The organism is Providencia sp. CIM-Carb-044 (genome assembly GCF_033901115.1).
Classification (GTDB): Bacteria; Pseudomonadota; Gammaproteobacteria; order Enterobacterales; family Enterobacteriaceae; genus Providencia; species Providencia hangzhouensis.
The window spans coordinates 1-23,424 of record NZ_JAXADV010000022.1; the positions used below are offsets into that span (position 1 = coordinate 1).

Here is a 23,424-nt window from a genome sequence, read left to right on the forward strand (position 1 = left end):
AGCAGTGAAACGCCGTAGCGCCGATGGTAGTGTGGGGTCTCCCCATGTGAGAGTAGGGAACTGCCAGACATTAAATTTTAAGGTTGTGTCAGTACTGACTGACCGCACCATATTGCTGATATGGCTCAGTTGGTAGAGCACACCCTTGGTAAGGGTGAGGTCCCCAGTTCGAATCTGGGTATCAGCACCATATAATCGGCATTTAAAAAGAATTTACCTAGCGGCAATAGCGCGGTGGTCCCACCTGACCCCATGCCGAACTCAGTAGTGAAACGCCGTAGCGCCGATGGTAGTGTGGGGTCTCCCCATGTGAGAGTAGGGAACTGCTAGGTTTTAAATATAAAGAAGCCACCCATTGGGTGGCTTTTTGCATTCTACTAATAGAATAATTTTCACTAATTATCTTATTTTCTTAATCCTGCTATTCACTCTTAATCCAGCCTGATAGACTTATCTTATCTTTGTTTTATTTGTACTGAAGGCTGTAATGAACCTAACGTCTGAACTTAAATCATTTAATAGCTTTGGCATTCAAGCAAAAGCACTATCAATTGTTTTTGTGGATAACCAAGAATCTCTACTCCAGCAATGGAGCGAGGCTAAAAATCAGCAACTCCCAGTATTATTATTAGGAGGGGGAAGCAATGTTCTATTTGTTGAAGACTTTGCAGGTGTAGTAATCATCAATCAGCTAAAGGGTGTACAAATAACAGAAGATATCAGCTATTGGTATGTTCATGCTCAAGCAGGTGAAAATTGGCATCAATTACTTGAAACGTTATTGAGTGAAGGTGTTTGTGGTGCGGAAAATTTAGCGTTGATCCCAGGTTGTGTAGGTTCTGCGCCCATTCAAAATATTGGTGCTTACGGTTTAGAGCTAAAAGATATATGTCAGTATGTTGATGTACTTTCTCTAGATACAGGTAAAGTAACACGGCTAACGGCTGCAGAGTGTCAGTTTGGCTACCGTGATAGTATTTTTAAGCATGAATATCAATATGGCTATGTCATTATCAGTGTTGGGTTAAAACTTGCTAAAGAATGGACGCCTAAGCTTATATATGGTGACCTTGCTCAGCTTGACCCCAATACAGTAACACCAGAACAAGTATTTAACTCTGTATGCCAAACGCGCAGAAGTAAATTACCTGATCCGGCAATAACAGGTAATGCAGGGAGTTTCTTTAAAAATCCTATTATTTCAGCAGAAAAAGCACAAGCCATAAAAATAGCTTATCCAAATTGTCCTCAATATAACCAAGAAGATGGAAGCGTAAAGCTAGCAGCAGGGTGGCTTATCGACCAATGTGGTCTGAAAAGTCATGAAATCGGTGGTGCTGCGGTACATAAACAGCAAGCATTGGTTTTAATTAATAAAAACCGAGCAACAGGGCAAGACATTGTCAATCTAGCAAAATATGTGAGCCAAAAGGTTTTAGAGCGTTTTGGTATACATTTAGAGCCAGAGGTCAGGTTTATTGGTAAAAATGGCGAAATCAACGCAATGGAATGTATTCAATGAAAGAAAGAAACACCCCACTAGATCTCATAAATATCTTGGCCGATGCACAAGTGCATTCAGGAGAACAGCTAGGAGATAAACTAGGGATGACCCGCGCAGCGATCAATAAGCATATAAAAACGCTACGTTCGTGGGGAGTAAATGTACAAACGGTAACCGGTAAAGGGTATAAGTTACCTTTCCCTATTAACCTACTTAACGAAGATACAATAAAACAGCGAGTTGATGACGTAAATATTATAGTTGAACCCGTTATTGATTCTACTAATCAGTACATGTTGGAGAGAATTACTGAATTACAGTCAGGGGATACGTGTCTTGCTGAGTATCAAAGTGCTGGGCGAGGCAGAAGAGGAAGGCAATGGATATCACCATTTGGATGTAACCTTTACTTATCCATGTACTGGAAATTAGACCAAGGTCCTGCGGCGGCAATAGGGTTAAGCTTAGTTGTTGGTATTGTTGTCGCTGAAACGTTAAATAAATTAATTGGTAATAAAGTCAAAGTCAAATGGCCTAATGACCTATATATGAATGATAAAAAGCTTGCAGGAATTTTGGTTGAATTAACGGGTAAAACAGGGGATGCAGCTCATATTATTATCGGTATTGGTATTAATATTGGCATGAATAAAGAAAATTCTGACAGTAGCGAAAACATAACTCAAGCCTGGTCCTCTCTATCTGACGAGTTTGAAAATATAGAGAGAAATGAATTATCAGCAAATATAATTCAAGCTTTGAGGAATTCATTGGTTTTATTTGAAAAAGAAGGGCTAAAATCATTTTTAGAAAGATGGGTTGAGTTAGATAATTTTTTAAATAGAAATGTTAAGCTATTGATTGGCAATGAAATAATAACGGGAATTGAACGTGGGATTAATGAGCAAGGTGCATTGTTGCTACAAAAGGATAATGGCGGAATAATTCCCTACATCGGTGGTGAAATATCCTTAAGACCAAATGAATAATATATTATTGGCCGGGGAGAAACCGGCCAATATAAATAATCACTTTCTTAATCTAACACTCTGAATAGAATGATTCTCACCTTTAGTCATAATTAAACTGGCTCTTTCCTTTGTTGGTAATATATTTTCTTCAAGGTTTAGTCCATTAATTTCATCCCAAATAGAGCTAGCAATATTAATTGCCTCTTCTTCCCTAAGTTTAGAATAACTATGGAAGTAAGAATCAGGATCTGAGAATGCACCTTGCCTAAATTTAAGGAACCGACCGATATACCATTGCTTTAATAATTCAGGTGCAGCATCAACATAAATGGAGAAATCAACAAAGTCAGATACAAATACATGATGGGGGTCTTGTGGATAATCCATATCACTTTGTAAGACATTCAGCCCTTCGAGTATTAAAATATCAGGTTGATCAATTACCTGTTCTTCATCAGGGACAATATCATACGTTAAATGCGAATAAACCGGAGCCTTAACATTACGTGCACCTGATTTTATTTGCGACACGAAGTTGACTAGTTTTCGCATATCATAAGATTGCGGAAAACCTTTTTTCTTCATGATATTCCTATCTTTTAATACTTGATTAGGATGTAAAAAACCATCAGTTGTGATCAAGTCGACTTTACGGTGTTCAGGCCAACGAGTGAGTAGCGCTTGCAGCAAACGTGCTGTTGTACTTTTACCAACGGCTACACTACCTGCTATACCAATAATATAAGGCACTTTTGCGCCATTAGTTCCAAGGAATTGCTCTAGAACAGCCTGACGACGTAAGTTTGAACTAATATAAAAATTCAGTAAACGCGATAAAGGTAGATAAATTTCTATAACATCTTCCATAGAGAGTTCTTCGTTAATCCCTTTTAACTCTAGAAGTTCACTCGATGTTAATGTAAGCGGTACTGAATCACGTAAAGTTGCCCAGTGTTCTCTATCAAACTCTAAGTATGGCGTAGTAATAAAATTTTCTTTCTTTTTCATAAACCAACATCTGCCTATTTTATGCAGGTTGGACAGGTTGCCTAAACACCCGTATCCATAAAATTTGCTAGCATCATAGCGAGGGAAAGTGGGGAGGCGTAGGTTTTTTTCTATTTTTTATCAGTTTTTTTTGATGCAGGCAGAAAAAATGATACTGAGTGATGAAAAAAACACCTAAGAATAAGAGGGTAAAACTGTGATATCGAATAAAAAATAATAATTTTAAAAATTTTAAGCCTTTTTCTCCCTTTACTGACCAAATGATAATGGACTATAGTTAACAGCTGTTGTTGATGTTTTAAGCTCAAAACAGTTAAAAAATCAACAAAAATGCGAAAAGCGAACAAAATGTGAGCGAACAAACAAAAAAGTTAATTTTTTTGTTGCAACCTGCGCCGACTCTACCTAGAATGCGCAGCACTTGATGCCGGCATAGCTCAGTTGGTAGAGCAACTGACTTGTAATCAGTAGGTCCCGAGTTCGACTCTTGGTGCCGGCACCATTAAAAATTTGGATAGGTGGGATACCCAAGCGGCCAAAGGGAGCAGACTGTAAATCTGCCGTCACAGACTTCGAAGGTTCGAATCCTTCTCCCACCACCATCTCCAAGAAATTTTCTTAAGAGAAAATTTTGAGGAACAGTTTAACAGCTGATAACTCAGGTAGCCGAGTTCATTGCGGGCATCGTATAATGGCTATTACCTCAGCCTTCCAAGCTGATGATGCGGGTTCGATTCCCGCTGCCCGCTCCAAGATGTGCTGATATGGCTCAGTTGGTAGAGCACACCCTTGGTAAGGGTGAGGTCGGCAGTTCGAATCTGCCTATCAGCACCACTTCCTTTATGTTCTCACTTATCTCCCTGATTTGTCTCCTGAAAAAAACAAGCGAAATAATTCTTGCTTGGTTGATGTGGTTTAACCACCGATTCCGTGTCTTAGAGGGACAATCTAATGTCTAAAGAAAAATTTGAACGTTCAAAACCGCACGTTAACGTTGGTACTATCGGCCACGTTGACCACGGTAAAACTACTCTGACAGCAGCTATCACTACTGTTCTGGCTAAAACTTACGGCGGTTCTGCTCGTGCATTCGACCAAATCGATAACGCACCAGAAGAAAAAGCGCGTGGTATCACTATCTCTACTTCACACGTAGAATACGATACTCCAATTCGCCACTACGCACACGTAGACTGCCCAGGACACGCCGACTATGTTAAAAACATGATCACTGGTGCTGCTCAGATGGACGGTGCAATTCTGGTTGTTGCTGCGACAGATGGCCCAATGCCACAAACTCGTGAGCACATCCTGTTAGGTCGTCAGGTTGGTGTTCCTTACATCATCGTTTTCCTGAACAAATGTGACATGGTAGACGACGAAGAGCTGTTAGAATTAGTCGAAATGGAAGTTCGTGAACTTCTGTCTCAATACGATTTCCCAGGCGACGACACGCCAGTTGTTCGTGGTTCAGCTCTGAAAGCGCTGGAAGGCAACCCAGAGTGGGAAGCGAAAATTGTTGAATTAGCAGGCCACCTGGATACTTACATTCCAGAACCAGAGCGTGCAATTGACAAGCCATTCCTGCTGCCAATCGAAGACGTATTCTCAATCTCAGGTCGTGGTACAGTAGTAACAGGCCGTGTTGAGCGTGGTATCATCAAAGTTGGTGAAGAAGTTGAAATCGTTGGTATTCAAGACACGGTTAAAACAACTTGTACTGGCGTTGAAATGTTCCGTAAACTGTTAGACGAAGGTCGTGCAGGTGAGAACGTTGGTGTTCTGCTGCGTGGTACTAAGCGTGAAGAAATTCAACGTGGTCAAGTACTGGCGAAACCAGGTTCAATCAAGCCACACACTAAATTTGAATCAGAAGTTTATATTCTGAGCAAAGATGAAGGTGGTCGTCATACTCCATTCTTCAAAGGTTACCGTCCACAGTTCTACTTCCGTACAACTGACGTAACAGGTACTATCGAACTGCCAGAAGGCGTAGAGATGGTAATGCCAGGTGATAACATCAACATGATCGTTACCCTGATCCACCCAATCGCGATGGACGACGGTTTACGTTTCGCAATCCGTGAAGGTGGCCGTACTGTAGGTGCGGGTGTTGTTGCAAAAATTATTGCATAATACATAGCTTTATCTAGTTTTAAAAAAGGGCACCTTATTTAGGTGCCCTTTTGTTGTTATAAGCAAAATTTTGACTACATAAAATTACAGTATTACGTTGCTATATATTAGCCGAATTATTCATATTAAAAGTTATTTTTTCTTTTGATTTCATTTGCTTGTGTAATTAATCGCTCAGTGGTAAATGATCTTTGTAAATCATTAGTAATGATAATTGAAATGCAAATCATTTTTATTTAAACTATCTGTATGTGATTTATACAGGTAAGCATCATGTACATCTGCCTTTGTGAAGCCATTACTGATAAACAGATCAGAAATGCCGCAAGAAAGTATCAAGTGACCTCACTAAAGGGTCTACGACAAATTCTGCCTGTAGGCTTAGAATGTGGAAAATGTATTCGGCAGACGAAGGCAATTTTATATGAAGAGCAAATGATTTTTGAGGATGCGTGCGCAACTGAAGTCGCATAGTATTTAATACCAGTCAAATTATTCCCACCATATTTATCACCTTTTGTTTAAATACATTGTGTAAAAATCACACTAACATCAATTTCAGTACTACACTTAAAAGACTGGAAGCGATGGAGGGTAGAAATGAAAGGCGATAAAAAAATGATAGCCCACCTAAATAAACTACTGGGCAATGAGTTAGTTGCAATTAACCAATATTTTTTGCATGCACGCATGTTTAAAAATTGGGGGCTTACACGTCTCAATGAGATGGAATATCACGAATCAATTGATGAAATGAAGCACGCAGATAAATATATAGAGCGAATTCTTTTCCTCGAAGGTATTCCTAACTTACAAGATCTTGGCAAATTGAATATTGGTGAAGATGTTGAAGAAATGCTGAAGTCAGATTTACAGCTTGAAATCGATGGGGCAAAAAATCTAAAGGAAGCTATTAAGTATGCAGATTCGGTTCATGACTACGTAAGTCGAGACCTGATGATTGAAATTTTAGCTGATGAAGAAAATCATATTGATTGGATAGAAACTCAACTAGAGCTGATTAATCGTTTGGGAATTCAAAACTATCTTCAAGCACAAGTTAAAGAAGAATAAAGTCTTATTCCGTACTGTTGTTTTATTAAGTTAATAACTAACCTCAACCACTGTGTATTCCATGGTTGAGGTTTTTTCCATTACTCCCCTAGAAAATTCGCACATATTTTCCTCGATTGCTTGCGTTTCCCTATAATTTACGTATAATGCGCGGGCTTACTGATGAGTAAGCCCTATATTTTAGGACTGAAATATCAGTATTGAGTTAACAATTTGTTGCTCATTTAGACAATACTTCCGATTTGGAAGTTACATCAAGAACGATTACACTCTCCCATCAATCGAAATGGGTACGAGGAGTAATCATTTACGTTTATAAAATAGTTGGAGCTCTGGTCTCATGCAGAACCAAAGAATCCGTATCCGCCTGAAAGCTTTTGATCATCGTTTAATCGATCAATCAACTGCGGAAATCGTAGAGACTGCTAAGCGCACTGGTGCGCAAGTTCGTGGTCCTATCCCGCTGCCGACACGTAAAGAGCGTTTTACCGTTCTGATTTCTCCGCACGTTAACAAAGATGCGCGTGATCAGTACGAAATTCGCACTCACAAGCGTCTGGTTGACATCGTTGAGCCAACCGAAAAGACCGTTGATGCTCTGATGCGTCTGGACCTGGCTGCCGGCGTTGACGTGCAGATCAGCCTGGGTTAATCAGGTCGTCGAACGATTGAGAGGTTGAAACAATGAAAGGTTTAGTCGGTAAGAAAGTCGGTATGACTCGTATCTTCACTGAAGATGGCGTTTCTATACCTGTAACTGTTATCGAAATTGAAAATAACCGTGTTACTCAGGTTAAAACTGCAGAAACTGACGGTTATAATGCAATTCAGGTTACTACCGGTAGCAAAAAAGCTAATCGTGTAACTAAGCCTGAAGCAGGTCATTTCGCTAAAGCTGGCGTCGAAGCTGGCCGTATCCTGCGTGAATTCCGCATTGAAGACAGTGCAGAATACACAGTAGGTCAAAGCATTAGCGTTGAAATTTTCGCTGACGTTAAAAAAGTCGACGTTACTGGTACATCTAAAGGTAAAGGTTTTGCCGGCACAGTTAAGCGCTGGAATTTCCGTACTCAAGATGCTACTCACGGTAACTCCTTGTCTCACCGTGTTCCGGGTTCTATCGGTCAAAACCAGACTCCGGGCAAAGTGTTTAAAGGCAAGAAAATGGCAGGCCAACTGGGTAATGAGCGTGTAACTGTTCAAAGCCTAGATGTAGTACGTGTTGACGCTGAGCGCAACCTGCTGCTGGTCAAAGGTGCTGTTCCAGGAGCAACTGGTAGCAACCTGATCGTAAAACCGGCTGTCAAGGCTTAACGTCGAGGAGATAGGAATGGAATTGGTAATGAAAGACGCGCAAAGCGCGCTGACTGTTTCCGAAACTACCTTCGGGCGTGATTTCAATGAAGCGCTTGTTCACCAAGTAGTTGTTGCGTATGCAGCTGGTGCTCGTCAAGGTACTCGTGCTCAGAAAACTCGTGCTGAAGTTTCTGGTTCAGGTAAAAAACCATGGCGTCAAAAAGGTACTGGCCGTGCACGTTCTGGTTCAGTAAAGAGCCCAATTTGGCGCTCTGGTGGTGTTAGCTTCGCAGCTAAACCACAGGACCACAGTCAAAAAGTTAATAAGAAGATGTACCGTGGTGCTTTAAAAAGCATCCTCTCTGAGTTGGTACGTCAAGATCGTCTGATCGTTGTCGAGAAGTTCTCTGTTGAAGCACCTAAAACTAAGTTGCTGGCACAGAAACTGAAAGATATGGCTCTGGAAGATGTTCTGATCATCACTGCTGAATTAGATGAAAATCTGTTTTTAGCAGCGCGTAACCTGTATAAGGTTGACGTTCGTGATGCAGCAGGTATTGACCCGGTTAGCCTGATCGCCTTCGACAAAGTGGTTATGACTGCTGATGCTGTGAAGCAAGTTGAGGAGATGCTGGCATGATCCGTGAAGAACGTCTGCTAAAAGTACTGCGCGCGCCGCATGTATCTGAAAAAGCTTCTACAGCGATGGAAAAAAGCAATACCATCGTTCTCAAAGTTGCGAAAGACGCGACTAAAGCAGAAATCAAAGCTGCTGTACAGAAACTGTTTGAAGTTGAAGTTGAAGGTGTTAACACTTTGCTGGTTAAAGGCAAAACTAAACGCCACGGTCAGCGTTTCGGTCGTCGTAGCGACTGGAAAAAAGCTTACGTCACGCTGAAAGAAGGCCAAAATTTGGACTTCATTAGCGGTGCTGAGTAAGTCGGAGGAGTAAAGAACAATGGCAGTTGTTAAATGTAAACCTACGTCTCCGGGCCGTCGCCACGTAGTTAAAGTGGTTAACCCTGAGCTGCATAAGGGTAAACCTTATGCTCCGCTGTTAGAAAAAAACAGCAAATCCGGTGGTCGTAACAACAATGGCCGTATCACTACCCGTCATATCGGTGGTGGCCATAAGCAGCATTATCGTTTAGTTGACTTCAAACGCAACAAAGACGGTGTTCCTGCAGTTGTTGAGCGTTTGGAATATGATCCAAATCGTTCTGCGAACATTGCACTGGTTCTATATAAAGACGGTGAACGTCGTTATATTCTTGCACCAAAAGGCCTGAAAGCTGGCGACCAGATTCAATCTGGTGTTGATTCAGCAATCAAAGCTGGTAACGCACTGCCGATGCGCAACATCCCTGTTGGTTCTACAGTTCATAACATCGAACTGAAACCAGGTAAAGGTGGACAGTTAGCGCGTTCAGCAGGTACTTACGCTCAAATCGTTGCTCGTGATGGTGCTTATGTCACATTACGTCTGCGTTCTGGTGAAATGCGTAAAGTTTTAGCTGATTGCCGTGCAACTCTTGGTGAAGTTGGTAACGCTGAACATATGTTACGTGTTCTCGGTAAAGCTGGTGCTAGCCGCTGGCGTGGTGTTCGTCCTACCGTTCGCGGTACTGCGATGAACCCAGTAGACCATCCACATGGTGGTGGTGAAGGCCGTAACTTTGGTAAACACCCAGTAACACCATGGGGCGTTCAAACCAAAGGTAAGAAAACTCGTAGTAACAAGCGTACTGATCAATTCATCGTACGTCATCGTTCTAAAAAATAATTAGAGGATAAACCATGCCACGTTCTCTCAAGAAAGGTCCTTTTATTGACCTGCACTTGCTGAAGAAGGTAGAGAAAGCGGTGGAAAGCGGAGACAAGAAGCCTCTTAAGACTTGGTCCCGTCGTTCAACGATCTTTCCTAATATGATCGGATTGACCATCGCTGTCCATAATGGTCGTCAGCATGTTCCAGTTTTCGTAACCGACGAAATGGTTGGTCACAAACTGGGTGAATTCGCACCGACTCGCACTTATCGCGGCCACGCGGCAGATAAGAAAGCTAAGAAACGTTAAGGATAGGAGGAAGAGATGGAAACTTTAGCTATGCATCGCCACGCTCGTTCTTCTGCCCAGAAGGTTCGCTTAGTTGCCGACCTGATTCGCGGTAAGAAAGTGTCGCAAGCTCTGGAAATTCTGACCTACACCAACAAGAAAGCTGCTGGTTTAGTGAAGAAAGTACTTGAATCTGCAATTGCTAACGCAGAGCAAAACGATGGCGCTGACATTGATGACCTGAAAGTTGCGAAAATTTTCGTAGACGAAGGTCCAACCATGAAACGCATCATGCCGCGTGCGAAAGGCCGTGCAGATCGTATTCTTAAGCGCACCAGCCACATTACTGTGGTTGTGTCCGATCGCTGAGACTCTGGAGACTAGCAATGGGTCAGAAAGTACATCCTAATGGTATTCGCCTGGGTATTGTCAAACCTTGGAACTCTACCTGGTATGCGAACACCAATGAATTCGCTGACAACCTAGACAGCGATTACAAAGTACGCCAGTACTTGAATAAAGAATTGGCAAAAGCGTCAATCTCTCGCATCGTTATCGAACGTCCTGCGAAAAGCATCCGTGTGACTATTCACACTGCTCGCCCAGGTATCGTTATCGGTAAGAAAGGTGAAGACGTTGAAAAACTGCGTAAAACAGTAGCGGATATCGCTGGTGTTCCTGCGCAAATCAATATCGCCGAAGTTCGTAAACCAGAACTAGACGCTAAATTAGTTGCTGACAGCATTTCTTCACAGCTGGAACGTCGTGTTATGTTCCGTCGTGCTATGAAGCGTGCGGTACAGAACGCAATGCGTCTGGGCGCTAAAGGTATTAAAGTTGAAGTCAGTGGCCGTTTAGGCGGTGCTGAAATCGCTCGTACCGAGTGGTATCGTGAAGGCCGTGTGCCACTGCACACATTACGTGCTGATATCGATTACAACACTTCAGAAGCGCACACCACTTATGGTGTTCTCGGCGTTAAGGTATGGATCTTCAAAGGTGAGATTCTGGGTGGTATGGCTGCTGTTGAACAAGCTGAGAAACCAGCTGCTCAACCTAAAAAGCAGCAGCGTAAAGGCCGCAAGTAAGGAGAGTCGCTGATGTTACAACCAAAGCGTACAAAATTCCGTAAGGTGCACAAAGGCCGCAACCGTGGTCTAGCGCAAGGTACGGATGTTAGCTTCGGCACTTTCGGTCTTAAAGCTGTTGGCCGTGGTCGTCTGACTGCACGTCAGATCGAAGCGGCACGTCGTGCTATGACCCGTGCTATTAAGCGTCAAGGTAAAATCTGGATCCGTGTGTTCCCAGACAAACCAATCACTGAGAAACCACTCGAAGTTCGTATGGGTAAAGGTAAAGGTAACGTAGAATATTGGGTTGCCTTAATTCAGCCTGGTAAAGTACTGTACGAAATGGACGGTGTGCCTGAAGAGCTGGCTCGTGAGGCATTCTCTCTGGCAGCAGCGAAACTGCCTATCAAAACCACCTTTGTAACTAAGACGGTGATGTAATGAAAGCACAAGAGCTGCGCGAAAAAAGCGTTGAAGAGCTGAATGCTGAACTTTTGAACCTGTTACGTGAACAATTTAATTTACGTATGCAGGCTGCAAGCGGTCAGCTGCAACAGTCTCATCTGTTGAAACAAGTGCGTCGCGATATCGCACGTGTGAAGACTTTACTGACTGAGAAGGCAGGTGCGTAATGAGCGATAAAATCCGTACTCTGCAAGGTCGTGTAGTTAGCGATAAAATGGAGAAATCTATTGTTGTTGCTATCGAACGTATGGTGAAACACCCTCTGTATGGTAAATTCATCCGTCGTACGACTAAATTGCACGTACATGACGAGAACAATGAATGTGGAATCGGTGACGTGGTAGAAATCCGCCAAACTCGTCCACTGTCTAAGACTAAGTCTTGGGCCTTAGTTCGCGTTGTAGAAAAAGCTGTTCTGTAATAGAATAACTTTTCTTGATGAATAAACGGCTCTTTTTGATTGAGCCGTTTATTTTTTTCTGTCCAACACGATGATGTGGTGTTATAATGCCGCGCCCTCGTAGTATGGGTATATTTGAACGGCCTCTTCATAATGAGGTGGCTCAGTAGCAGTTGACATTTAGCGGAGCACTAAAATGATCCAAGAACAGACTATGCTGAACGTGGCCGACAACTCCGGTGCACGTCGCGTAATGTGTATCAAGGTTCTAGGTGGCTCGCACCGTCGCTATGCACATGTAGGCGACATCATTAAAATTACTGTTAAAGAAGCAATTCCACGCGGTAAAGTTAAAAAGGGTGATGTCCTGAAAGCGGTAGTGGTGCGCACCAAGAAGGGTGTACGTCGCCCTGACGGTTCTGTCATTCGCTTCGATGGTAATGCTTGTGTGTTATTAAATAATAACAGTGAGCAAGTAATCGGTACGCGTATTTTTGGGCCGGTAACTCGTGAACTTCGTAACGAGAAGTTTATGAAAATTATCTCTCTGGCACCTGAAGTACTCTAAGGAGCGAACTATGGCAGCGAAAATCCGTCGTGATGACGAAGTTATCGTGCTAACTGGGAAAGACAAAGGTAAGCGCGGTAAAGTAAAGCAGGTTATTTCTTCTAGTAAAGTTATCGTTGAAGGTATCAATCTGGTTAAAAAACATCAGAAGCCTGTACCGGCTCTGAACCAACCAGGTGGCATCGTTGAAAAAGAAGCGGCTATTCAAGTTTCTAACGTTGCAATCTTTAACGCGGCAACTGGTAAGGCTGACCGTGTAGGCTTTAGATTCGAAGACGGCAAAAAAGTCCGTTTCTTCAAATCTAACAGTGAAACTATCAAGTAATTTTTGGAGTATACGATGGCGAAACTGCATGATTACTATAAAGACGAAGTAGTTAATAAACTCATGACCGAGTTTAGCTACACTTCTGTCATGCAAGTCCCTCGGGTCGAGAAGATCACCCTGAATATGGGTGTTGGTGAAGCGATTGCTGATAAAAAACTGCTGGATAATGCAGCAGCTGATTTAACAGCGATCTCAGGTCAAAAACCTTTGATTACCAAAGCACGCAAATCTGTTGCAGGCTTCAAAATCCGTCAGGGCTATCCAATCGGCTGTAAAGTAACCCTGCGTGGCGAACGCATGTGGGAGTTCCTTGAGCGTCTGATTTCTATTGCTGTACCACGTATTCGTGACTTCCGTGGCTTGTCCGCTAAGTCTTTCGATGGTCGCGGTAACTACAGCATGGGTGTTCGTGAACAAATCATCTTCCCTGAAATCGATTACGATAAAGTGGATCGCGTACGTGGTTTAGATATTACTATCACCACTACTGCGAAATCAGATGACGAAGGTCGCGCACTGTTAGCAGCGTTCAACTTCCCGTTCCGCAAGTAAGGCAGGGTACTCATGGCTAAGAAATCTATGAAAGCGCGTGATGTTAAACGTGCTAAATTAGCTGAGAAATTCTTCGCAAAACGCGTAGAACTGAAAGCTATCATCTCTGATGTTAAAGCATCTGATGAAGATCGCTGGGACGCTGTTCTCAAGCTGCAAACACTGCCACGTGATTCAAGTCCTTCTCGTCAGCGTAACCGCTGCCGTCAAACAGGGCGTCCGCACGGTTTCCTGCGGAAGTTTGGTCTGAGCCGTATTAAAGTCCGTGAAGCCGCTATGCGCGGTGAAATCCCGGGCCTTAAAAAGGCAAGTTGGTAATTCCATTTGAATCACGGGAGTAAAGACAGATGAGCATGCAAGATCCCATCGCGGATATGCTGACCCGTATCCGTAACGGTCAGGCCGCGAACAAAGTTGCGGTCACCATGCCTTCCTCCAAGCTGAAAGTGGCAATTGCCAAAGTGCTGAAGGAAGAAGGTTATATTGAAGATTTTAAAATTGAAGGCGACATCAAGCCAGAACTGGAACTGACTTTACGTTATTTCCAAGGTAAGGCTGTTGTAGAAAGCATTCAGCGTGTAAGCCGCCCAAGTCTGCGCATCTATAAGAAAAAAGATGAGCTGCCACAAGTTATGGCTGGTTTAGGTATCGCTGTTGTTTCTACCTCTAAAGGTGTCATGACTGATCGTGCAGCTCGCCAAGCTGGTCTTGGTGGCGAGATTCTCTGCTACGTAGCTTAATTCGGGAGGAAAGAATGTCTCGTGTGGCAAAAGCACCCGTCGTCATTCCTGCCGGCGTAGAGGTAAAACTCAACGGTCAGGTTATTTCGATTAAGGGTAAAAACGGCGAGCTTACTCGTACTATCCATAATGCAGTTGAAGTTAAAAGCGAAGACAATCAACTGACTTTCGCACCACGCGAAGGTTTTGATGATGCATGGGCACAAGCGGGTACTACTCGTTCACTGTGTAATGCAATGGTTGTTGGTGTTACCGAAGGCTTCACTAAAAAGCTTCAACTGGTCGGTGTTGGTTACCGTGCAGCAATCAAAGGCAATGCAGTAAGCTTGTCTTTAGGTTTCTCGCATCCGGTTGAACACGCACTGCCAGCAGGCATTACTGCTGAATGTCCAACACAAACTGAAATCGTACTGAAAGGTGCGGATAAGCAAGTGATTGGTCAAGTTGCAGCAGAACTGCGTGCTTACCGTCGTCCTGAGCCTTACAAAGGTAAAGGTGTTCGTTACGCCGATGAAATCGTGCGTACCAAAGAGGCTAAGAAGAAGTAAGGTAACACTATGGATAAGAAAGCAGCTCGTATCCGTCGTGCGACCCGCGCACGCCGTAAGATCCAAGAGTTGGGTGCGACTCGCCTGGTGGTACATCGTACTCCACGCCATATTTATGCGCAGGTTATCGCACCGAACGGTTCTGAAACATTGGTTGCAGCTTCTACTACAGAAAAAGCTATCAATGAGCAAGTGAAATTCACTGGAAACAAAGATGCAGCAGCAGTAGTTGGTAAATTAATTGCTGAACGCGCACTGGAAAAAGGCATCACTGTTGTTGCTTTTGACCGTTCTGGTTTCCAATATCATGGTAGAGTCCAGGCACTGGCAGATGCTGCCCGTGAAGCTGGCCTTCAGTTCTAAGGTAGAGGTGTAAGATGGCTCACATCGAAAAACAAGCTGGCGAACTGCAGGAAAAGCTGATCGCGGTAAACCGCGTAGCAAAAACCGTTAAAGGTGGCCGTATTTTCAGCTTTACCGCACTGACTGTAGTTGGTGATGGTAACGGTCGCGTTGGTTTTGGCTACGGCAAAGCGCGCGAAGTTCCGGCAGCAATCCAGAAAGCGATGGAAAAAGCCCGTCGCAGTATGAAAACCGTTGCTCTAAACAACGGCACATTGTTCCACCCTGTGAAAGGTACACACACTGGTTCTCGTGTGTTTATGCAACCTGCTCACGAAGGTACCGGTATCATTGCCGGCGGTGCAATGCGTGCTGTTTTAGAAGTAGCTGGAGTTCGCAACGTACTGGCTAAAACCTATGGTTCCACTAACCCAATCAACGTGGTTCGTGCAACACTGGATGCTTTAGACAGCATGAAGTCTCCAGAAATGGTCGCAGCTAAGCGTGGAAAATCCGTCGAAGAAATTCTGGGGTAATCGGCTATGGCTAAGACTATTAAAATTACACAAGTTCGCAGTTCAATCGGTCGTCTGCCTAAGCATAAGGCAACACTGGTCGGTTTAGGTCTGCGTCGCATTGGTCATACAGTAGAGCGCGAGGATACTCCTGCTGTACGTGGTATGGTCAACTTGGTTTCCTACATGGTTAAAGTTGAGGAGTAAGAGATGCGTTTAAATACTCTGTCTCCGGCTGAAGGTGCCAAGCACGCGCCTAAACGCGTAGGTCGTGGTATCGGTTCTGGTCTCGGTAAAACCGGCGGCCGTGGTCACAAAGGTCAGAAATCTCGTTCTGGCGGTGGCGTACGTCGTGGTTTCGAAGGTGGCCAGATGCCTTTATACCGTCGTCTGCCGAAATTCGGCTTCACTTCACGCAAAGCAATGATCACTGCAGAGATTCGTCTGTCTGATTTTGCTGCTGTTGAAGGCGATGTTATTGATCTGAACGCACTGAAAGCCGCGAACGTTGTTGGCATCCAGATTGAATATGCGAAAGTTATTCTGTCTGGCGAAGTGAACCGTGCAGTTACTGTACGTGGCCTTCGTGTTACTAAAGGTGCTCGCGCTGCAATCGAAGCTGCCGGCGGTAAAATTGAGGAATAAGTGACAGATGGCTAAACAACCAGGATTAGATTTTCAAAGTGCCAAGGGTGGAGCTGGCGAACTTAAACACAGACTTTTGTTTGTAATTGGTGCGCTAATTGTTTTCCGAATTGGTTCTTTTATTCCAATCCCTGGTATTGATGCCACTGTGCTTGCCAAATTGCTCGAACAGCAACAAGGCACCATCATTGAAATGTTTAACATGTTCTCTGGTGGTGCTCTTAGCCGTGCTTCTATCTTTGCTTTGGGTATCATGCCGTATATTTCGGCATCGATTATCATCCAATTATTATCAGTGGTTAATCCACGGTTAGCAGAGATTAAGAAGGAAGGAGAAGCAGGTCGTCGGAAGATAAGCCAATATACTCGTTGGGGTACTCTGGTATTAGCAATATTCCAATCTATTGGTATTGCAATGGGTCTACCGAATATGCCAGGGATGCAAGGGTTAGTTATTGATCCGGGTCTCCCGTTCTACTTTACGGCTGTTGTTAGCTTGGTCACGGGGACTATGTTCCTTATGTGGTTAGGTGAGCAGATAACTGAAAGAGGTATCGGTAACGGTATTTCTATCATTATCTTCGCTGGTATTGTTGCGGGATTACCGCCGGCTATTGGCCATACCATCGAGCAAGCTCGGCAAGGCGATCTGCACTTCCTCCTGTTGCTGTTGGTTGCGGTGTTAGTATTCGCGGTTACATTCTTTGTTGTGTTTATGGAACGTGGTCAACGTCGTATCGTCGTTAATTACGCTAAACGTCAGCAAGGCCGCCGTGTTTACGCAGCACAAAGTACACATTTACCGTTAAAAGTGAATATGGCGGGTGTAATTCCTGCAATTTTTGCTTCCAGTATCATACTATTCCCGGGTACAATAGCTTCTTGGTTTGGTGATGGAACTGGCTGGGACTGGCTGACTACAATTTCTATGTATTTACAGCCTGGTCAACCGTTATATGTGTTACTTTATGCATCTGCGATCATCTTCTTCTGTTTCTTCTATACGGCGTTGGTTTTCAACCCGAGAGAAACAGCAGATAACCTGAAGAAGTCCGGTGCATTTGTACCAGGAATTCGTCCGGGAGAGCAAACGGCCAAGTACATTGATAAGGTAATGACTCGCTTAACATTAGTTGGCGCATTATATATTACCTTCATCTGCCTAATCCCGGAGTTCATGCGTGACGCAATGAAAGTACCTTTCTATTTTGGTGGTACTTCCCTCTTAATCGTGGTTGTCGTTATCATGGACTTTATGGCTCAAGTGCAAACTCTGATGATGTCAAGTCAGTATGAGTCTGCATTGAAGAAAGCAAACCTGAAAGGTAAGTAATCATTTAGTGTGATTATGGTTTGCTTAGAAGTTACGGAGAGTAAAAATGAAAGTTCGTGCTTCCGTCAAGAAATTATGCCGTAACTGCAAAATTATTCGTCGCAATGGTAGCGTTCGTGTAATTTGTAGTGTTGAACCAAGACATAAACAACGTCAAGGTTAAGAAAAAGCATTTTTTTCTTGCAAAGTTGGGTTGAGCTGGCTAAATTAGCCAGCCAATCTTTTTTATCTAAGATACATTATTGTTTGAGTATCCTGAAAACGGGCTTTTCAGCACAGTAATGTATATTTTAACTTAGGAGTGCATAGTGGCCCGTATAGCAGGCATTAACATTCCTGATCATAAACATACTGTAATCGCTTTAACATCGATTTTCGGTATCGGCAAAACTCGTTCACAGGCTATCTGTGAAGCAACTGGTATTGCTGAAAATGTTAAGATCAGTGAGCTGTCTGAAGAACAAATCGACAAGCTGCGTGACGAAGTTGCTAAATACGTTGTAGAAGGTGACTTACGTCGTGAAATTACCCTGAGCATCAAGCGTCTGATGGACCTTGGATGTTACCGTGGTTTACGTCATCGTCGTGGTCTTCCTGTGCGCGGACAGCGTACTAAGACTAACGCTCGTACCCGTAAGGGTCCGCGTAAGCCGATCAAGAAATAAGTCGGGGTATTGAATAATGGCAAAAGCACCAATTCGTGCACGTAAGCGTGTAAGAAAACAAGTCTCAGACGGTGTGGCTCATATCCATGCTTCTTTCAACAACACAATCGTTACTATTACAGACCGTCAAGGTAACGCATTGGGTTGGGCAACTGCCGGTGGTTCCGGTTTCCGTGGTTCTCGCAAATCCACTCCGTTTGCAGCTCAGGTTGCAGCAGAGCGTTGCGCAGAAGCCGTGAAAGAATACGGTATCAAGAACCTGGAAGTTATGGTTAAGGGACCGGGTCCGGGTCGCGAATCAACAATTCGTGCTCTGAACGCCGCTGGTTTCCGCATCACTAATATTACTGATGTGACTCCTATCCCTCATAACGGTTGTCGCCCACCGAAAAAACGTCGCGTTTAATACGTTTCGTTTTTTTTAGGACTGTTGGAGAAAGAAAATGGCTAGATATTTGGGTCCTAAGCTCAAGCTGAGCCGTCGCGAAGGAACAGACCTCTTCCTGAAGTCTGGTGTTCGCGCGATTGACACCAAGTGTAAATTAGAACAGGCTCCAGGCCAGCACGGTGCGCGTAAACCGCGTCTGTCTGACTATGGCGTCCAGTTACGTGAAAAACAAAAAGTTCGTCGTATCTACGGTGTTCTGGAACGTCAATTCCGTAACTATTACAAAGAAGCAACACGTCTGAAAGGCAACACAGGTGAAAACCTGCTGACTTTGCTGGAAGGTCGTCTTGATAACGTCGTTTACCGTATGGGCTTTGGCGCAACTCGCGCAGAAGCACGTCAAATGGTTAGCCATAAAGCTATCATGGTAAATGGCCGTGTAGTTAATATCGCTTCTTATCAGGTTTCCCCGAATGACGTTATCAGCGTTCGTGAGAAAGCTAAAAAACAGTCTCGTATTAAGGCTGCTTTAGAGCTGGCTGAACAGCGTGAGAAGCCAACTTGGCTGGAAGTTGATGCTGCTAAAATGGAAGGTGTGTTCAAACGTATTCCTGAACGTACTGACTTGTCTGCGGACATTAACGAACACCTGATCGTCGAGCTTTACTCCAAGTAAAGCTTAGCACCAAAGAGAGGACACAATGCAGGGTTCTGTGACAGAGTTTCTAAAACCGCGCCTGGTAGATATCGAGCAAGTGAGTTCGACGCACGCTAAGGTGACCCTTGAGCCTTTAGAGCGTGGCTTTGGCCATACTCTTGGTAACGCACTGCGCCGTATTCTGCTTTCGTCTATGCCGGGTTGTGCGGTGACAGAGGTTGAGATTGATGGTGTACTGCATGAGTACAGCACCAAAGAAGGTGTACAGGAAGATATCCTGGAGATTCTCCTCAACCTGAAAGGGCTGGCGGTAAAAGTTCAGGGGAAAGATGAAGTTATTTTAACCTTGAATAAATCTGGCATTGGCCCTGTGACTGCAGCCGACATCATCCATGATGGTGATGTCGAAATCGTCAAGCCACAGCACATCATCTGCCACCTGACTGACGAAAGCGCATCTATTAATATGCGAATTAAAGTACAGCGTGGTCGTGGTTATGTGCCGGCTTCTGCCCGAGTTCATTCGGAAGAAGATGAGCGCCCAATCGGTCGTTTGTTAGTCGATGCATGCTACAGCCCAGTAGAGCGTATTGCCTACAATGTTGAAGCAGCTCGTGTTGAGCAACGTACAGACTTGGATAAGTTAGTTATTGAAATGGAAACTAACGGTACAATCGATCCTGAAGAGGCGATTCGCCGTGCGGCAACCATTCTGGCTGAACAACTTGAAGCTTTTGTTGACTTACGTGATGTACGTCAGCCTGAAGTTAAAGAAGAAAAACCAGAATTCGATCCTATCTTATTGCGCCCAGTTGACGATCTGGAATTGACTGTCCGCTCTGCTAACTGCCTCAAAGCAGAAGCTATCCACTACATCGGTGATCTGGTACAGCGTACAGAAGTTGAGTTGCTTAAAACTCCGAATCTTGGTAAGAAATCTCTTACTGAAATTAAGGACGTCTTGGCATCTCGTGGTCTTTCTCTGGGCATGCGCTTAGAAAATTGGCCACCAGCAAGTATTGCTGATGATTAAGATCACAGGTTAAGGTTTTACTGAGAAGGATAAGGTCATGCGCCATCGTAAGAGTGGTCGTCAATTGAACCGCAACAGCAGCCACCGCCAAGCTATGTTCCGTAACATGGCAGGTTCTTTAGTTCGTCATGAAATCATCAAGACGACTCTGCCTAAAGCGAAAGAACTGCGTCGCGTCGTTGAGCCGCTGATTACTCTTGCCAAGACCGACAGCGTAGCTAATCGTCGTCTGGCATTCGCACGTACTCGTGATAACGAGATCGTTGCAAAATTATTTAATGAACTGGGACCTCGTTTCGCAGCTCGTGCAGGTGGTTACACTCGTATTCTTAAGTGTGGCTACCGCACAGGTGACAACGCTCCGATGGCTTACATCGAGCTTGTTGACCGTGCTGTTGAGTCTCAAGAAGCAGCTGCAGAGTAATCTGCTGTCGCTTTCAAGAAAACCGGGTATATTTGCCCGGTTTTTTTGTACCTGCTATTCTTACTTCTTCAAATAAATTTATTCCCTTGATTTTTTCGTGGTTAACCCATATCTACAGGTAAGTATTATGAGCATGTATAAGATAGGTGAACTTGCTAGGCTAGCAGATGTGACGCCTGATACGATTCGTTTTTATGAAAAACAAGGTTTGATGGGACATAAAGAAAGAACAGAAGGTGGGTATCGGTTATTTACGGAACAAGACCTACAGCGACTGCGTTTTATTCGTTATGCAAAACAGTTAGGTTTTACTTTAGAAGCTATCACTGAACTACTTTCAATACGAGTGGATCCTGAACATCATACCTGCCAAGAATCTAAACAGATTGTTGATCTCAGATTACTTGAAGTTGAAAAAAAGATACAAGAGCTTATTATTATGCGCGATTCGCTGAAGATGTTAAGTTCAGCATGTTGTGGAGAAGAACATGCGACAACCTATTGCTCCATTATGGAAATACTAGAAAAAGGCGCATCTAAAGTTTATTAATTATACAATCTGCTAATTATATGAGGGTATATCATGAGTAAATATCAACATAAACGTGGTGAGATTAAAGATAATGTGATTGAAGCATTACTACATGATCCACTATTTCGCCAAAGAGTTGAAAAAAACAAAAAAGGAAAAGGTAGTTATACAAGAAAAGAAAAAAATAAGAAGTCAGTTAACTGGGAGGCCAGCGGTAATAGGTTTATTTACTTATTACCACTGGCCTTTTAGTTAATTTTTATTTTGTTCTTTTAAAAGATCACGAATTTCTGATAACAGAACTTCTTCTTTAGATGGTGGGGCCGGCTCTGCTGGTGCGGCTTCTTTTTCACGGCGAACTTTATTCATGACCTTAATTGCCATAAAGATAGCGAACGCAACAATAACGAAGTCAAAAACGGTTTGTATAAACATACCATAATTTAGTACTACTGCTGGTAAATCACCTTGCGCTTCTTTTAATACTACGCTGAATGATTTGAAATCAACACCTCCGATTAGTAAACCTAGCGGAGGCATAATGACATCAGCAACTAATGAAGATACGATTTTACCAAATGCAGCACCAATAATAATACCAACTGCCATATCCACTACATTGCCCTTCATAGCAAATTCGCGGAAATCTTTTAAAAAGCTCATTAGACGACCCCTTAATAAATAACTCAATTGAAACAAAACATGTATTAGGTTAACAAATTATAGTCGCTAAAATTATTAAGCTACAAATATTTGCTATTTTTATAAAAAGAATGGACTTGGCTGAAATAATTTTTCAACTTCGGGTACATACTTTTTATCTGTAATAAACATAATGACATGGTCACCTTGTTCAATTATATGGTAATCACTAGCTATAATGACTTCTTCTTCACGAACAATTGCACCAATAATAGTTCCAGGAGGAAGTTTAATTTCAGATATTTTTTTGCCAACAACTTTTGACGTATTTTCATCACCGTGTGCAATTGCCTCAATAGCTTCCGCAACGCCTCTTCTTAAAGATGAAACATTGACTATATCCGCTTTTCTTACATGGCTTAATAAAGCAGAAATAGTTGCCTGTTGAGGTGAAATCGCAATATCAATCACCCCACCTTGAACGAGTTCAACGTATGCAGAGCGTTGTATAAGAACCATTGCTTTTTTAGCCCCCATTTTTTTTGCTAACATAGCAGACATAATATTAGCTTCATCATCATTTGTTAGGGCAATAAAAACATCCATTTGCTCAATATGTTCTTCTGTGAGTAGTTCTTGGTCGGATGCATCGCCATAAAATACAATGGTATCATGCAGCAACTCAGCAAGTTCTGTTGCGCGCTTCTGGTTGCGCTCAATAAGTTTCACGCTGTAATCTTTTTCTAGTCGCCTTGCTAGACCGGCTCCGACGTTACCACCACCGACTATCATCAAACGTTTGTATGGTTTTTCTAGTCTTTGCAGCTCGCTCATTACGGCTCGGATATGTTGTGTTGAAGCAACAAAAAAAACCTCATCACCCGCTTCAATAATTGTTGAGCCTTGAGGGCGAATAGGTCTATCTTGACGGAAAATAGCGACAACACGAGTATCAATATGTGGCATGTGTTCGCGTAAGCTCGATAGTGCATTACCAACGAGTGAGCCGCCATAATAAGCTTTTACAGCAACTATGCTAACTTTGCCTTCTGCAAAGTTTACAACCTGAAGGGCGCCAGGGTATTGAATTAATTTATAGATATAGTCGATAACTAGTTGTTCTGGCGATATTAAGTAGTCAATCGGGATTTGTTCAGGTAGAAACAATTTGTCGGCTTCACGGATATATTCAGTCGCCCTGATACGCGCTATTTTATTTGGGGTATTAAATAGGCTATATGCAATTTGGCAGGCAATCATGTTAGTTTCATCTGAATTGGTAACGGCTACTAACATATCCGCATCTTCTGCGCCTGCATCTCGAAGCACTCTAGGGTGAGAGCCATGACCATTTACCACTCGAAGATCGAATTGATCCTGTAATTGACGTAACCGATCAGCATCGGTATCAACGACGGTAATATCATTGTTCTCATCAACTAAATTTTCAGCAAGCGTTCCGCCAACTTGCCCAGCACCTAGAATAATGATCTTCATTACATCTTCCTATATCAGAGAGCTGGCTACAATTT

General features: G+C 43.3%; 38 protein-coding genes, 5 tRNA genes and 1 rRNA gene. 41 read left to right on the plus strand and 3 right to left on the minus strand.

The window, feature by feature from the left end; translation table 11 throughout:
• Window positions 1–114 precede the first annotated feature (114 nt).
• The 4 genes from SJ312_RS21885 to birA all read left to right on the plus strand — a co-directional run bounded on the left by SJ312_RS21885 (window position 115) and on the right by birA (window position 2,493).
• Window positions 115–190: transfer RNA gene (locus SJ312_RS21885), tRNA-Thr, on the plus strand.
• Window positions 191–216: 26 nt separating this feature from the next.
• A 5S ribosomal RNA gene (gene rrf, locus SJ312_RS21890) occupies window positions 217–332 on the plus strand.
• Window positions 333–487: 155 nt separating this feature from the next.
• Window positions 488–1,522, plus strand: coding sequence for a UDP-N-acetylmuramate dehydrogenase (gene murB / locus SJ312_RS21895; protein WP_319868356.1), 1,035 nt, complete (start codon window positions 488–490; stop codon window positions 1,520–1,522).
• Window positions 1,519–2,493: a bifunctional biotin--[acetyl-CoA-carboxylase] ligase/biotin operon repressor BirA gene (birA, locus tag SJ312_RS21900; protein ID WP_110591021.1), complete on the plus strand. Its 975-nt coding sequence runs from the start codon at window positions 1,519–1,521 to the stop codon at window positions 2,491–2,493. The genes murB and birA overlap by 4 nt, the downstream gene beginning before the upstream one ends.
• Window positions 2,494–2,532: 39 nt before the next feature.
• Here the strand turns inward: birA and coaA are convergent, their stop codons facing one another.
• Window positions 2,533–3,483, minus strand: coding sequence for a type I pantothenate kinase (gene coaA / locus SJ312_RS21905; RefSeq protein WP_004264367.1), 951 nt, complete (start codon window positions 3,481–3,483; stop codon window positions 2,533–2,535).
• Window positions 3,484–3,909: 426 nt separating this feature from the next.
• Here coaA and SJ312_RS21910 point away from each other — a divergent pair.
• The 37 genes from SJ312_RS21910 (at window position 3,910) to SJ312_RS22090 (ending at window position 21,502) form a co-directional block, all read left to right on the plus strand.
• Window positions 3,910–3,985 (plus strand) — tRNA-Thr (locus SJ312_RS21910).
• Window positions 3,986–4,000: 15 nt separating this feature from the next.
• Window positions 4,001–4,085: transfer RNA gene (locus tag SJ312_RS21915), tRNA-Tyr, on the plus strand.
• A gap of 75 nt (window positions 4,086–4,160) precedes the next feature.
• A tRNA-Gly gene (locus SJ312_RS21920) sits at window positions 4,161–4,235 on the plus strand.
• Between the two features lie 6 nt (window positions 4,236–4,241).
• A tRNA-Thr gene (locus SJ312_RS21925) sits at window positions 4,242–4,317 on the plus strand.
• Window positions 4,318–4,434: 117 nt separating this feature from the next.
• A complete protein-coding gene (tuf, locus tag SJ312_RS21930) occupies window positions 4,435–5,619 on the plus strand; it encodes an elongation factor Tu (RefSeq protein WP_319868357.1) in 1,185 nt (394 codons plus the stop codon).
• Window positions 5,620–5,892: 273 nt separating this feature from the next.
• The gene (bfd, locus tag SJ312_RS21935) at window positions 5,893–6,093 is read left to right on the plus strand and encodes a bacterioferritin-associated ferredoxin (protein WP_004265412.1); all 201 of its coding nucleotides are present in this window, start codon (window positions 5,893–5,895) and stop codon (window positions 6,091–6,093) included.
• Window positions 6,094–6,219: 126 nt separating this feature from the next.
• On the plus strand, window positions 6,220–6,693 hold the full coding sequence (bfr, locus tag SJ312_RS21940; RefSeq protein ID WP_094963184.1) for a bacterioferritin: 474 nt from the start codon (window positions 6,220–6,222) through the stop codon (window positions 6,691–6,693).
• Between the two features lie 340 nt (window positions 6,694–7,033).
• On the plus strand, window positions 7,034–7,345 hold the full coding sequence (gene rpsJ, locus SJ312_RS21945; protein ID WP_001181005.1) for a 30S ribosomal protein S10: 312 nt from the start codon (window positions 7,034–7,036) through the stop codon (window positions 7,343–7,345).
• A 32-nt stretch (window positions 7,346–7,377) separates the two neighbouring features.
• Window positions 7,378–8,007: a 50S ribosomal protein L3 gene (gene rplC / locus SJ312_RS21950; protein ID WP_004265414.1), complete on the plus strand. Its 630-nt coding sequence runs from the start codon at window positions 7,378–7,380 to the stop codon at window positions 8,005–8,007.
• Window positions 8,008–8,023: 16 nt separating this feature from the next.
• Complete coding sequence (gene rplD, locus SJ312_RS21955; RefSeq protein ID WP_004265418.1) at window positions 8,024–8,629, plus strand: 50S ribosomal protein L4; 606 nt, start codon at window positions 8,024–8,026, stop codon at window positions 8,627–8,629.
• On the plus strand, window positions 8,626–8,928 hold the full coding sequence (rplW, locus tag SJ312_RS21960; protein WP_004265420.1) for a 50S ribosomal protein L23: 303 nt from the start codon (window positions 8,626–8,628) through the stop codon (window positions 8,926–8,928). The genes rplD and rplW overlap by 4 nt, the downstream gene beginning before the upstream one ends.
• A gap of 19 nt (window positions 8,929–8,947) precedes the next feature.
• A complete protein-coding gene (gene rplB, locus SJ312_RS21965; protein WP_004265422.1) occupies window positions 8,948–9,772 on the plus strand; it encodes a 50S ribosomal protein L2 in 825 nt (274 codons plus the stop codon).
• A 14-nt stretch (window positions 9,773–9,786) separates the two neighbouring features.
• Window positions 9,787–10,065: a 30S ribosomal protein S19 gene (rpsS, locus tag SJ312_RS21970; protein ID WP_004265426.1), complete on the plus strand. Its 279-nt coding sequence runs from the start codon at window positions 9,787–9,789 to the stop codon at window positions 10,063–10,065.
• 15 nt (window positions 10,066–10,080) lie between these two features.
• Complete coding sequence (gene rplV, locus SJ312_RS21975) at window positions 10,081–10,413, plus strand: 50S ribosomal protein L22 (RefSeq protein ID WP_004265430.1); 333 nt, start codon at window positions 10,081–10,083, stop codon at window positions 10,411–10,413.
• Between the two features lie 17 nt (window positions 10,414–10,430).
• Entirely contained in the window at window positions 10,431–11,132 is a 702-nt protein-coding gene (rpsC, locus tag SJ312_RS21980) for a 30S ribosomal protein S3 (protein ID WP_004265433.1), read from the plus strand.
• Between the two features lie 12 nt (window positions 11,133–11,144).
• The gene (gene rplP, locus SJ312_RS21985) at window positions 11,145–11,555 is read left to right on the plus strand and encodes a 50S ribosomal protein L16 (RefSeq protein WP_004265436.1); all 411 of its coding nucleotides are present in this window, start codon (window positions 11,145–11,147) and stop codon (window positions 11,553–11,555) included.
• Window positions 11,555–11,746, plus strand: coding sequence for a 50S ribosomal protein L29 (gene rpmC, locus SJ312_RS21990; RefSeq protein ID WP_004265442.1), 192 nt, complete (start codon window positions 11,555–11,557; stop codon window positions 11,744–11,746). Before rplP ends, rpmC begins: the two co-directional genes overlap by 1 nt.
• Window positions 11,746–12,000, plus strand: coding sequence for a 30S ribosomal protein S17 (rpsQ, locus tag SJ312_RS21995; protein WP_004265446.1), 255 nt, complete (start codon window positions 11,746–11,748; stop codon window positions 11,998–12,000). The genes rpmC and rpsQ overlap by 1 nt, the downstream gene beginning before the upstream one ends.
• Window positions 12,001–12,175: 175 nt before the next feature.
• On the plus strand, window positions 12,176–12,547 hold the full coding sequence (rplN, locus tag SJ312_RS22000; RefSeq protein WP_004265449.1) for a 50S ribosomal protein L14: 372 nt from the start codon (window positions 12,176–12,178) through the stop codon (window positions 12,545–12,547).
• A 10-nt stretch (window positions 12,548–12,557) separates the two neighbouring features.
• Window positions 12,558–12,872 carry a 50S ribosomal protein L24 gene (gene rplX / locus SJ312_RS22005; protein ID WP_004265452.1) on the plus strand — a complete coding sequence of 105 codons (315 nt, stop codon included), beginning with the start codon at window positions 12,558–12,560 and terminating at the stop codon, window positions 12,870–12,872.
• Window positions 12,873–12,887: 15 nt separating this feature from the next.
• A complete protein-coding gene (gene rplE / locus SJ312_RS22010; RefSeq protein ID WP_004265455.1) occupies window positions 12,888–13,427 on the plus strand; it encodes a 50S ribosomal protein L5 in 540 nt (179 codons plus the stop codon).
• A gap of 12 nt (window positions 13,428–13,439) precedes the next feature.
• Window positions 13,440–13,745: a 30S ribosomal protein S14 gene (gene rpsN, locus SJ312_RS22015; protein WP_004265458.1), complete on the plus strand. Its 306-nt coding sequence runs from the start codon at window positions 13,440–13,442 to the stop codon at window positions 13,743–13,745.
• Between the two features lie 29 nt (window positions 13,746–13,774).
• Window positions 13,775–14,167, plus strand: a complete 393-nt coding sequence (rpsH, locus tag SJ312_RS22020; RefSeq protein ID WP_004907134.1) for a 30S ribosomal protein S8 — start codon at window positions 13,775–13,777, stop codon at window positions 14,165–14,167.
• 14 nt (window positions 14,168–14,181) lie between these two features.
• On the plus strand, window positions 14,182–14,715 hold the full coding sequence (gene rplF, locus SJ312_RS22025) for a 50S ribosomal protein L6 (RefSeq protein ID WP_004265464.1): 534 nt from the start codon (window positions 14,182–14,184) through the stop codon (window positions 14,713–14,715).
• A 9-nt stretch (window positions 14,716–14,724) separates the two neighbouring features.
• On the plus strand, window positions 14,725–15,078 hold the full coding sequence (gene rplR, locus SJ312_RS22030; protein ID WP_004265467.1) for a 50S ribosomal protein L18: 354 nt from the start codon (window positions 14,725–14,727) through the stop codon (window positions 15,076–15,078).
• A 14-nt stretch (window positions 15,079–15,092) separates the two neighbouring features.
• A complete protein-coding gene (gene rpsE / locus SJ312_RS22035; RefSeq protein WP_004265471.1) occupies window positions 15,093–15,593 on the plus strand; it encodes a 30S ribosomal protein S5 in 501 nt (166 codons plus the stop codon).
• 6 nt (window positions 15,594–15,599) lie between these two features.
• Window positions 15,600–15,779, plus strand: a complete 180-nt coding sequence (gene rpmD, locus SJ312_RS22040) for a 50S ribosomal protein L30 (RefSeq protein ID WP_004265475.1) — start codon at window positions 15,600–15,602, stop codon at window positions 15,777–15,779.
• A gap of 3 nt (window positions 15,780–15,782) precedes the next feature.
• Window positions 15,783–16,217 (plus strand): 50S ribosomal protein L15, encoded by a 435-nt coding sequence (gene rplO, locus SJ312_RS22045; RefSeq protein ID WP_004265478.1) that lies wholly within the window; start codon window positions 15,783–15,785, stop codon window positions 16,215–16,217.
• Between the two features lie 7 nt (window positions 16,218–16,224).
• Window positions 16,225–17,550 carry a preprotein translocase subunit SecY gene (secY, locus tag SJ312_RS22050; RefSeq protein WP_319868358.1) on the plus strand — a complete coding sequence of 442 codons (1,326 nt, stop codon included), beginning with the start codon at window positions 16,225–16,227 and terminating at the stop codon, window positions 17,548–17,550.
• A gap of 46 nt (window positions 17,551–17,596) precedes the next feature.
• Complete coding sequence (rpmJ, locus tag SJ312_RS22055) at window positions 17,597–17,713, plus strand: 50S ribosomal protein L36 (protein WP_004265484.1); 117 nt, start codon at window positions 17,597–17,599, stop codon at window positions 17,711–17,713.
• A 145-nt stretch (window positions 17,714–17,858) separates the two neighbouring features.
• Window positions 17,859–18,215, plus strand: a complete 357-nt coding sequence (rpsM, locus tag SJ312_RS22060; RefSeq protein WP_004907144.1) for a 30S ribosomal protein S13 — start codon at window positions 17,859–17,861, stop codon at window positions 18,213–18,215.
• 16 nt (window positions 18,216–18,231) lie between these two features.
• Window positions 18,232–18,621 (plus strand): 30S ribosomal protein S11, encoded by a 390-nt coding sequence (rpsK, locus tag SJ312_RS22065; protein WP_002919257.1) that lies wholly within the window; start codon window positions 18,232–18,234, stop codon window positions 18,619–18,621.
• Between the two features lie 37 nt (window positions 18,622–18,658).
• Window positions 18,659–19,279, plus strand: coding sequence for a 30S ribosomal protein S4 (rpsD, locus tag SJ312_RS22070; protein ID WP_004265487.1), 621 nt, complete (start codon window positions 18,659–18,661; stop codon window positions 19,277–19,279).
• 25 nt (window positions 19,280–19,304) lie between these two features.
• Window positions 19,305–20,294 (plus strand): DNA-directed RNA polymerase subunit alpha, encoded by a 990-nt coding sequence (locus tag SJ312_RS22075; protein ID WP_004265491.1) that lies wholly within the window; start codon window positions 19,305–19,307, stop codon window positions 20,292–20,294.
• A 37-nt stretch (window positions 20,295–20,331) separates the two neighbouring features.
• Window positions 20,332–20,718, plus strand: a complete 387-nt coding sequence (gene rplQ / locus SJ312_RS22080; RefSeq protein WP_004907152.1) for a 50S ribosomal protein L17 — start codon at window positions 20,332–20,334, stop codon at window positions 20,716–20,718.
• Between the two features lie 133 nt (window positions 20,719–20,851).
• Window positions 20,852–21,268, plus strand: a complete 417-nt coding sequence (gene zntR / locus SJ312_RS22085; RefSeq protein WP_036959225.1) for a Zn(2+)-responsive transcriptional regulator — start codon at window positions 20,852–20,854, stop codon at window positions 21,266–21,268.
• A 33-nt stretch (window positions 21,269–21,301) separates the two neighbouring features.
• Window positions 21,302–21,502 (plus strand): ribosome alternative rescue factor ArfA, encoded by a 201-nt coding sequence (locus SJ312_RS22090; protein WP_319868359.1) that lies wholly within the window; start codon window positions 21,302–21,304, stop codon window positions 21,500–21,502.
• On the opposite strand, the gene mscL is transcribed toward SJ312_RS22090, so the two are convergent.
• Together mscL and trkA are read right to left on the minus strand one after the other, a co-directional pair.
• Entirely contained in the window at window positions 21,503–21,913 is a 411-nt protein-coding gene (mscL, locus tag SJ312_RS22095) for a large-conductance mechanosensitive channel protein MscL (protein WP_004265501.1), read from the minus strand. It abuts the gene before it with no gap.
• Window positions 21,914–22,012: 99 nt separating this feature from the next.
• The gene (trkA, locus tag SJ312_RS22100) at window positions 22,013–23,389 is read right to left on the minus strand and encodes a Trk system potassium transporter TrkA (RefSeq protein WP_004265502.1); all 1,377 of its coding nucleotides are present in this window, start codon (window positions 23,387–23,389) and stop codon (window positions 22,013–22,015) included.
• Window positions 23,390–23,424: the final 35 nt, after the last annotated feature.

Excerpts from the sequence above, each read along its gene's own strand:
- rplC (WP_004265414.1), top strand. The coding sequence starts at position 7,378 with ATGAAAGGTTTAGTCGGTAAGAAAGTCGGTATGACTCGTATCTTCACT.
- bfr (WP_094963184.1), top strand. The coding sequence starts at position 6,220 with ATGAAAGGCGATAAAAAAATGATAGCCCACCTAAATAAACTACTGGGC.
- rpmJ (WP_004265484.1), top strand. The coding sequence starts at position 17,597 with ATGAAAGTTCGTGCTTCCGTCAAGAAATTATGCCGTAACTGCAAAATT.
- coaA (WP_004264367.1), bottom strand. The coding sequence starts at position 3,483 with ATGAAAAAGAAAGAAAATTTTATTACTACGCCATACTTAGAGTTTGAT.
- rplR (WP_004265467.1), top strand. The coding sequence starts at position 14,725 with ATGGATAAGAAAGCAGCTCGTATCCGTCGTGCGACCCGCGCACGCCGT.
- rplW (WP_004265420.1), top strand. The coding sequence starts at position 8,626 with ATGATCCGTGAAGAACGTCTGCTAAAAGTACTGCGCGCGCCGCATGTA.
- secY (WP_319868358.1), top strand. The coding sequence starts at position 16,225 with ATGGCTAAACAACCAGGATTAGATTTTCAAAGTGCCAAGGGTGGAGCT.
- bfd (WP_004265412.1), top strand. The coding sequence starts at position 5,893 with ATGTACATCTGCCTTTGTGAAGCCATTACTGATAAACAGATCAGAAAT.
- rplX (WP_004265452.1), top strand. The coding sequence starts at position 12,558 with ATGGCAGCGAAAATCCGTCGTGATGACGAAGTTATCGTGCTAACTGGG.
- tuf (WP_319868357.1), top strand. The coding sequence starts at position 4,435 with ATGTCTAAAGAAAAATTTGAACGTTCAAAACCGCACGTTAACGTTGGT.
- rpsE (WP_004265471.1), top strand. The coding sequence starts at position 15,093 with ATGGCTCACATCGAAAAACAAGCTGGCGAACTGCAGGAAAAGCTGATC.
- rplP (WP_004265436.1), top strand. The coding sequence starts at position 11,145 with ATGTTACAACCAAAGCGTACAAAATTCCGTAAGGTGCACAAAGGCCGC.
- rpsC (WP_004265433.1), top strand. The coding sequence starts at position 10,431 with ATGGGTCAGAAAGTACATCCTAATGGTATTCGCCTGGGTATTGTCAAA.
- birA (WP_110591021.1), top strand. The coding sequence starts at position 1,519 with ATGAAAGAAAGAAACACCCCACTAGATCTCATAAATATCTTGGCCGAT.
- mscL (WP_004265501.1), bottom strand. The coding sequence starts at position 21,913 with ATGAGCTTTTTAAAAGATTTCCGCGAATTTGCTATGAAGGGCAATGTA.
- rplB (WP_004265422.1), top strand. The coding sequence starts at position 8,948 with ATGGCAGTTGTTAAATGTAAACCTACGTCTCCGGGCCGTCGCCACGTA.
- SJ312_RS22075 (WP_004265491.1), top strand. The coding sequence starts at position 19,305 with ATGCAGGGTTCTGTGACAGAGTTTCTAAAACCGCGCCTGGTAGATATC.
- rpsQ (WP_004265446.1), top strand. The coding sequence starts at position 11,746 with ATGAGCGATAAAATCCGTACTCTGCAAGGTCGTGTAGTTAGCGATAAA.
- rplE (WP_004265455.1), top strand. The coding sequence starts at position 12,888 with ATGGCGAAACTGCATGATTACTATAAAGACGAAGTAGTTAATAAACTC.
- rplV (WP_004265430.1), top strand. The coding sequence starts at position 10,081 with ATGGAAACTTTAGCTATGCATCGCCACGCTCGTTCTTCTGCCCAGAAG.
- SJ312_RS22090 (WP_319868359.1), top strand. The coding sequence starts at position 21,302 with ATGAGTAAATATCAACATAAACGTGGTGAGATTAAAGATAATGTGATT.
- murB (WP_319868356.1), top strand. The coding sequence starts at position 488 with ATGAACCTAACGTCTGAACTTAAATCATTTAATAGCTTTGGCATTCAA.
- rplN (WP_004265449.1), top strand. The coding sequence starts at position 12,176 with ATGATCCAAGAACAGACTATGCTGAACGTGGCCGACAACTCCGGTGCA.
- rpsH (WP_004907134.1), top strand. The coding sequence starts at position 13,775 with ATGAGCATGCAAGATCCCATCGCGGATATGCTGACCCGTATCCGTAAC.
- rpsD (WP_004265487.1), top strand. The coding sequence starts at position 18,659 with ATGGCTAGATATTTGGGTCCTAAGCTCAAGCTGAGCCGTCGCGAAGGA.
- rpsN (WP_004265458.1), top strand. The coding sequence starts at position 13,440 with ATGGCTAAGAAATCTATGAAAGCGCGTGATGTTAAACGTGCTAAATTA.
- rplD (WP_004265418.1), top strand. The coding sequence starts at position 8,024 with ATGGAATTGGTAATGAAAGACGCGCAAAGCGCGCTGACTGTTTCCGAA.
- trkA (WP_004265502.1), bottom strand. The coding sequence starts at position 23,389 with ATGAAGATCATTATTCTAGGTGCTGGGCAAGTTGGCGGAACGCTTGCT.
- rpsS (WP_004265426.1), top strand. The coding sequence starts at position 9,787 with ATGCCACGTTCTCTCAAGAAAGGTCCTTTTATTGACCTGCACTTGCTG.
- rpmD (WP_004265475.1), top strand. The coding sequence starts at position 15,600 with ATGGCTAAGACTATTAAAATTACACAAGTTCGCAGTTCAATCGGTCGT.
- rplF (WP_004265464.1), top strand. The coding sequence starts at position 14,182 with ATGTCTCGTGTGGCAAAAGCACCCGTCGTCATTCCTGCCGGCGTAGAG.
- rplO (WP_004265478.1), top strand. The coding sequence starts at position 15,783 with ATGCGTTTAAATACTCTGTCTCCGGCTGAAGGTGCCAAGCACGCGCCT.
- rpmC (WP_004265442.1), top strand. The coding sequence starts at position 11,555 with ATGAAAGCACAAGAGCTGCGCGAAAAAAGCGTTGAAGAGCTGAATGCT.
- rpsK (WP_002919257.1), top strand. The coding sequence starts at position 18,232 with ATGGCAAAAGCACCAATTCGTGCACGTAAGCGTGTAAGAAAACAAGTC.
- rpsJ (WP_001181005.1), top strand. The coding sequence starts at position 7,034 with ATGCAGAACCAAAGAATCCGTATCCGCCTGAAAGCTTTTGATCATCGT.
- rplQ (WP_004907152.1), top strand. The coding sequence starts at position 20,332 with ATGCGCCATCGTAAGAGTGGTCGTCAATTGAACCGCAACAGCAGCCAC.
- zntR (WP_036959225.1), top strand. The coding sequence starts at position 20,852 with ATGTATAAGATAGGTGAACTTGCTAGGCTAGCAGATGTGACGCCTGAT.